Raw genomic sequence first — 5,075 nt, forward strand, 5'->3', positions numbered from 1 at the left:
GCATGTGCAACACCTTCGCCCTCAGCGGTCATTCCTGCTTCCTGTCCGACAGCCAACACCACGGGAGCGATCCCCCTTCGGTTCACTGAGCTTCTTCTGCCTTGCCACTCCAGGGTGAGGATGGCTTTGGCGATTAACGTCATGCGGTTTGGGCTGGTTCGGGATCTGCGGAAGATGCGCCAGGCTTTCAGGCGTGCGACGACGCGTTCGACCGGTGCCCGTGCCGCGGGCAGGGCCCGGTTGAGGGTCTTCTCGGTGAGGGTGAGTTCCTGCAGGGGCCTTCCTTTGTGCCGGTGGTCATCCAGGAGCCGCCGCCCTGACAGGCGAGATCGGCCAGGATGGGGACGCCCTGGCGCTCGCAGATGCGGATCGGATGTTCCGGTGGGTGCGGGCAGCGGTCAGATTGTGCGTCCGGCCCGGCAGGGCGGGTGAGAGCCACAGCAGCCGGCCGCCCGGATCGGTGACCACCTGCACATTCACCCCGCGCCGGCGATGCTTGGGGGAATAGTCGGCCTGTCCCTCCCCTCGTAGCGTGAAGACCGTGACTGCAGGGGAAGTTGGAAGTCATGGCGGAGAAGCGACGGAAGTTCGATCCGGAGTTCCGTGAGGGGGTCGTACGGATCGTCACGGAGACCGGCAAGACGATCGCCGAGGTCGCCGAGGACCTGGGGATCAACGAGACCGCCTTGGCGAGTTGGGTCTCCCACGTCCGCCGGGCAGGAGCCGCTCCGGCTGGCGGGAGTGACGAGCCGGAGCGGTGGCGGCGGGAGAACGCCCAGCTCAAGCGGGACAACAAGGAGCTGGTCATGGAGCGTGATGTCCTCAAACGCTGCATGGGCCTGTGGGTGAAGTAGCTGTGGCGGATACCCGGCGTCCGTCGTCGGGGTGATCAGCGACTTCAGGACCGAGTACGGCGTTTCACACCGCGTCTCCTGCCGCGCTCCGGGCGTGAGCGAGTCGTGGTTCTACAAGCGCCGCACCCGCCAGCCCACCCAGCGTGAGCTGCGCAGACAGCATCTGATCGAAGCGGTGAGGGAGGAGCTATACACTTCCGGCGGCACCTACGGCTCGCCGGAGATCTGGATCAGGCTGGTGAGGCAGGGCTGGCGGGTCTCGGTGAACACCATCGCGAAGATCATGGCCGAGCTGCGCCTGGTCGCGCGGAAGGCGTGCAGACGGCGGGGGCTGACCCGGCCGGGCAAACGGCCGGCCGCCCCTGACTTCAGGCGCCGCGACTTCACCGCCGAGGCACCCGATCTGGTCGTGCGACTACGAGGCACTCACCACCTGCTTCGAAGCCATGACCCACATCATCTCGGACGGGTCCGTCCCGACTGCTAGGGCCTGTCGTTTGGATCAGGCCGGCTGAGAGAGACTGCGCATTTCAGCCGACCCGAGCGGGGTGTGGTGCGTGCAGCTGCAAGGCGCAGGAGGAGTCGACACGGTGGGGGCACCTCCCGGCCGAAGGCTGGGGGACGTCGGCGAGTGACGACAACGCCGCTGGGGGTACCCCCTCTGGGGGAGTGCGTGCCACACCCCGCGACGCCGGCATGATCCAAACGAAAGGCCCTAGCCCCGTCGACGGCGTGGCCGCTCCGTTGTCTTTGCTGCGGGCTGATTTGATCCGGGCCCGGAGAGAGGGGCCCCGTCAGATCCCCCAGGCGGAGAGGCTAATTGAGCGTAGGACGCAACCGGGTTGACCGGGTGCGGGTCGTACGCTTCGTACTCACCGCCGCCGCAACCAGCCGCCTGTCCGGACGGAGACAGCTGACCAGGCCCGTACAACGGGGCACCATATGCCTGGGACACCGACCCGGCCGAAAATGTCATCCCCAACGAGGCCAATTGCTCGGCCGAGGTCTCGCCCGAGGCGATCAGGTCAAAGTCAACGTCGTCGAACATCCCCTCGGCCAATCCGGCCATCCGCGCCTGCACAGCCTCGTCCAACACACTCTCGGTCCCCGCCACAGGCCCGGTCGGCGTATGGTCGGGGGCACGAAAGTCAGGGCCATGAAACCGCCGCTTTCGCCGGGAGGGCTCCGTTTGCACGTGCTCTGCTACACGGTAAGCGCCCTCACTCACGCGCACCATGGGCAGCCCCGCCGCTACCGCGGCTTCGTACACAGCACCCCGCGCCTTGGCAGTTCCCTTGTACCCGATATTCCAGATCTTCTGCCTGGCATGTTTCTCGCGTTCCGAGATGTCATCGCGCTTACTTCGACTTGGCCGCATGCCGAGTGGGACTGTTTGCATGGAACTCTCCTTCAGTCCATACAATTCCCTGATCATTTCGCCCTCTTCGTCATTATCTGGCGCGTACTCCCGCACCCTGTTTCCCGTCCCCTCCTCCCTGCTCATACCGCCCTGCGCGCTCGTCAGCGCGGATCGTGCAGAATTGGCAAACTTGTAGCCGGGGCCGACTGCAAGGTCGGATTCCGCTTCCGCGTTCGCACTCCAATCGGGCTGCGCGCCCGGCAGCGCGGATCGTACAAAATTGGCAAAGTGATAGGTATCCGCCTGAGCGTCCGCTGCAGCAGAGCCTTGGTGATGCTGAGACTCTGGCTGCGAGCCGGAATCCCGCTGTTCGGAGTGCGGTTCCACTTTCCATCCTTCGCTTGAAGCGGAGCATTTCAGGCCGCCAGGCCGACAACCGGTCGGGAGTGCACGAGACATCGCACATGATGTTGGACAAGCCTCTCCCTGGCCGTCTCACTTGAGTGCTCAACGGAGGAAGCATCGAGACGGTTCAATTTCACCGACCTGCAGGCGTGATGCGTGCTCGGATCCTGGGCGGGGGCGGGGGCGGGGGAACGTCGAAGGGGGCCGCCCGTCATGATCATGTGATTCCACTCGCAAGATCGTGAAGGCCGCGCCCGTATGCCATGCCGCCCAAGCCTGCCCACCTCTCGTCAACTCGCCGAACGACTCGGCGTCGAGGTTGAGGAGTTGTGCACGCCCGCGAAACTCCCCTCGCTCCTGAAGGCGATCGGCACCGTGCCCGACCCGCGTTCTCCGCACCTGGTCACGTACCCCCGCTGCTGCTCGGCCTGGTGGCCTGCGCCCTGCTGTGCGCAGTGCGCTCGGTGCGCGGTGTGATCCGCTGGGGAAACGGCCAGGGCGTCGGCATCCTGGCAGCGCTCGAAGTCCCCGACGGTGATCTGGCGCAGTTGCCGGTGGGCACCACGCTCACCCGCACCCTTGCCCGCGTCGACGCACCCAACTGGGACGAGACCACGAACCCGCGGATCTGCATGGTCCGTACCGAAAAGACCGACAACGGCCGCCACGAGGCCCGCATCGTCCGGGTCCAGGCGCTGGAAGACGGCCCGGTCAACTTCCTGCACGCCACGCAGGCTCTGCTGGCGGAGCGGTACACCACCGGCCGGGGCGACGGAAAGGTCCACGCGGACGCCGAACTCTGCTTCACCACCGTACCCTTCCAGAGCGCCGACGCGGCCACCCTCGCCCGCTGTGTAAGAAGCGAATGGGCCATCAAATCGCAGCATTTCGTCAGGGTTGCGGCCTTCGGGGAAGACGCCAGCCGGGCCCGCCGGCACTCTTCCCCGGGCCCTCGCCGCCTTGCGCAGCCCGGCGATCAGCATGTCCGTGTCGAGGGCAGCGGCCGCGGGGACGTCTCGCAGGCGGGGCCGTACTGCTGGTCGAGACGGTCCGCAAGACCGCTCTGGGTACCTCGATATCGGCGGCCTGACACCGTGGCGCAAGCCGCGAGCGGTGCACGATCCGGGCAAGATCCCGCTGGATGTTCGCGCTCGCGGTGGCGCTGGGCGGTGACTGAGCTCTTTCAGTGTGGCCACTGGTCTTCCCTGCGTCGATGCCGGCCCAGATGGCGATCATGTGGTGCCTCCGTGCGGTGTAGTACTGATCCCTCCCACGGACGACGTCGCTGTCGGTTCCCTACTTAGCGATCATTCGCATTTCCTAATTGGCAGCCGAGTCGTCGTGGAGTGCCGGGCGGCCAATCAGTGGGAGCCACGTCATCGGCTATCAGGTGACAGCCACACCCGGCACTCCTGGGTGGGTGAACCGTACGAAGGGCTCACCGCCTCCCACAGGAAAACGTAGGGATCGGGTGACGGGATCGATGCCCACCACGCACGAGGCTCCCGTGCCGTTGGGGGAGGTGTTCGAAGCCTCAACCCACAGGCACAGGAGCCGCGTTGGTTCCGTATTCTGCCGCACTCGATCTGCCTCACGGCCTGGTCGAGTGGGCAACCATGCTCATCGTCACCCGCGAGGGTGACCGCCGCTGCAAGCTCCCACCGCACCAGCGTGCCCTGGTCGGCCTGGTGTACCTGCGCCGGCACGACACCCTCGCCCAGCTCGCCGCCGGGTTCGGCATCTCCGTGGGCACCGCTCACGCCTGTACGACAGCCGTCATCGACCTGCTCGCCGACCGCGCACCCGGCCTGCTGCGCGCCCTGCGCGAGGCGGAACCCGACTACGTCCTGCTCGACGGCACCCTGGCGGAGTGCGACCGGGTCGGCGACAGCCGGGCCGACTTCTCCCACAAACACCGACGGCACGGGGTGAACGTGCAGGTGGTGACCGACCCGGTCGGGCGGCTACTGTGGATCTCGCCGACGATGCCCGGCCGCGCGCACGATCCCACTGCGGCCCGCGCCCACCGGATCATCCGGATCTGCGAGCGCCAGGGCGTTCCCATCCTCGCCGACCGCGCCTGCATGGGAGCCGGCCCATGGGTGACAACAGCCCTCAGACGCCCGCCGGGCCGTGACCTCACACTCACCCAGCAAAGCGTCAACCGCGCACTGTCCGCGGCACGGGCACCAGTCGAGCGCGGAGTCGCACGCTTGAAGTCCTGGCGCGTCTTCCGTCGATCCCGGTGCAGCCCGAATCGCATGTCGTCAATCTCCGCAGCCGTCCTCACTCTGGAGCGGCCACTGAAAGACCTCAGTGGCCACTCTGAAACAGCTCAGTAACTGCCGTCCTCAAGATTCCCGACAGCAATCCAGCGCGGCTTCGCCGTGCGCCGGGGGCACAGTAAATGCGCCGTCGTACGCCTGCAGATTGCTTGTCCGCCCTGCCCTGGAGAC

Annotated in this window: 4 protein-coding genes and 2 pseudogenes; 4 read left to right on the top strand and 2 right to left on the bottom strand. The window is 66.6% G+C overall.

Going from position 1 to position 5,075, the window contains the following annotated elements:
- Nucleotides 1-107: 107 nt before the first annotated feature.
- Nucleotides 108-525 (bottom strand): annotated as a pseudogene (locus tag AB0D85_RS51240) (transposase family protein); the annotation flags it as partial.
- Nucleotides 526-566: 41 nt separating this feature from the next.
- On the opposite strand from AB0D85_RS51240, the gene AB0D85_RS51245 reads away from it, so the two are divergent.
- Both AB0D85_RS51245 and AB0D85_RS51250 read left to right on the top strand, forming a co-directional pair.
- Nucleotides 567-854, top strand: coding sequence for a transposase (locus AB0D85_RS51245; protein ID WP_362338270.1), 288 nt, complete (start codon nucleotides 567-569; stop codon nucleotides 852-854).
- A gap of 94 nt (nucleotides 855-948) precedes the next feature.
- The gene (locus AB0D85_RS51250; RefSeq protein ID WP_362338273.1) at nucleotides 949-1,341 is read left to right on the top strand and encodes an IS3 family transposase; all 393 of its coding nucleotides are present in this window, start codon (nucleotides 949-951) and stop codon (nucleotides 1,339-1,341) included.
- A 1,568-nt stretch (nucleotides 1,342-2,909) separates the two neighbouring features.
- Here AB0D85_RS51250 and AB0D85_RS51255 read toward each other — a convergent pair.
- Nucleotides 2,910-3,602, bottom strand: coding sequence for a hypothetical protein (locus AB0D85_RS51255; protein ID WP_362338279.1), 693 nt, complete (start codon nucleotides 3,600-3,602; stop codon nucleotides 2,910-2,912).
- Between AB0D85_RS51255 and AB0D85_RS51260 the strand changes: the two are divergent.
- Nucleotides 3,603-3,793, top strand: a pseudogene (locus AB0D85_RS51260) (IS1380 family transposase); the annotation flags it as partial.
- 385 nt (nucleotides 3,794-4,178) lie between these two features.
- On the top strand, nucleotides 4,179-4,961 hold the full coding sequence (locus tag AB0D85_RS51265) for a transposase family protein (protein ID WP_362338276.1): 783 nt from the start codon (nucleotides 4,179-4,181) through the stop codon (nucleotides 4,959-4,961).
- The last annotated feature ends 114 nt before the right edge of the window (nucleotides 4,962-5,075 follow it).

It is taken from the genome of Streptomyces sp. NPDC048277 (assembly GCF_040652235.1).
Lineage (GTDB): Bacteria > Actinomycetota > Actinomycetes > Streptomycetales > Streptomycetaceae > Streptomyces.

Bases quoted from the DNA above. Each gene is read 5' to 3' on its own strand.
- AB0D85_RS51245 (WP_362338270.1), top strand. From the start codon at position 567: ATGGCGGAGAAGCGACGGAAGTTCGATCCGGAGTTCCGTGAGGGGGTC.
- AB0D85_RS51255 (WP_362338279.1), bottom strand. From the start codon at position 3,602: ATGCTGATCGCCGGGCTGCGCAAGGCGGCGAGGGCCCGGGGAAGAGTG.